The 1,288-nt window shown below is 36.9% G+C and carries 1 protein-coding gene and 1 pseudogene; both read left to right on the top strand.

Going from position 1 to position 1,288, the window contains the following annotated elements; all coding sequences use genetic code 11:
* Positions 1-184: 184 nt before the first annotated feature.
* Positions 185-280: pseudogene (locus tag H1P_RS40075) on the top strand (TniB family NTP-binding protein); the annotation flags it as partial.
* A gap of 184 nt (positions 281-464) precedes the next feature.
* Positions 465-605, top strand: coding sequence for a hypothetical protein (locus tag H1P_RS37015; protein WP_186376304.1), 141 nt, complete (start codon positions 465-467; stop codon positions 603-605).
* Positions 606-1,288: the final 683 nt, after the last annotated feature.

Genomic DNA, 1,288 nt, shown 5'->3' with positions numbered 1-1,288 from the left:
GGTTTAGTTCTTTTTCTCTTTGGTAACAGAGGTTTAATGATTTCCCATTCCTTATCAGTCAGACTGCTGGTATATGGCATTTTCTCTCCATTATACTTTTTTGTGAAGAACCCAAATGGGTTCTATAGATGAAGCTAAGGCTAATGCTAAAAGACTGCGAAAAGCAAATACTGAGGTGAATAACGAATCTACGGAAGGTTATATCGGTAGGCTTGATGAGATTTTACGGGAAGCAGCGATCGCATCATTATCTAGAGGTTACAAAAAAGGGCGTTGGTGAATGCATAATGCTGAGACAAGTTTTTACTAATCTATACTGTTATTCAAAATAATTTCAAAGCTTATAGCTTATAGCAAGAAAGCTTATAGCTACGAACCGTATTATTTTGGGTGACATTACTTAAATCAGCAACGCCCAAAAAAGTAGAAAAATCTGTTTTAGAAGAGATCGCAAGGGAATATTCATGAGCGAAACTAATGAAGCTCAATCTTGGTTATTTTCTATTGAACCTTATGATGAAGAGAGTTTGAGTCATTTTTTGGGAAGGTTTAGAAGACGCAACTATCTTTCTCCCAGTGCATTAGCGGGACTTAAACAATTCTAAAACTCAAAATAAGATATAGTGCTTATTATGAATAGTTTTTACGTTACTGTTTTTAGCGATCGCGCTTTAGGAAAGAAACTACTCCCGCAGCCATGCCCCCTTGCAAAGAATAGATGGTGTAAAAAGTTTGATGATTTATTAAGAACTCACATTCCGCAGAAAAATTTAATTTCTTCGTGATTTTTTGAGCAATTTAGTCTACACACTTTAAGAGATAGAGAATACAGCGATTTTAGAAACAGAATAAGAACTAATATATTATTTGGTGTTTTTGAAGATTGGCGATTGCTATAAAAGGCTATATTCAAGCAAATTCATTTAATTATTTCCTTGAGAAAATTATCTGCGGAATGTCAGTAAGAACCAAAGCTCAAAAAGCGGTGCGAACCAGAGTAGCGTTTCCTCGTGCTGTCGGAACGCCCTAAAGGACTCGGCTTCGCCGTCGCGCACCAAGACAAGGGAGTTCAGGCACTATGTAGGAGGATTATTAGGAGAAAGTGAGCGAAAAAATGTATCTCAGATGGCGAGAGATGCAGTAGAGATCACATACCACAAATTACCGCGCCCTTCGGGCTCTCTGTAATAAGTAACTCGTCATTAAGTAATAAGTAAAGCCCGAAGTTTGGTTAAAAGCCTCCTGCATTTATGCGCGAAAAATAAAAATATAATTCAATTATTGAATC

Source organism: Hyella patelloides LEGE 07179 (assembly GCF_900659865.1).
Classification (GTDB): Bacteria; Cyanobacteriota; Cyanobacteriia; order Cyanobacteriales; family Xenococcaceae; genus Hyella; species Hyella patelloides.
The sequence above is the reverse complement of the archived record's forward strand: the minus strand, read 5'-3'. Positions and strand labels throughout refer to the sequence as shown.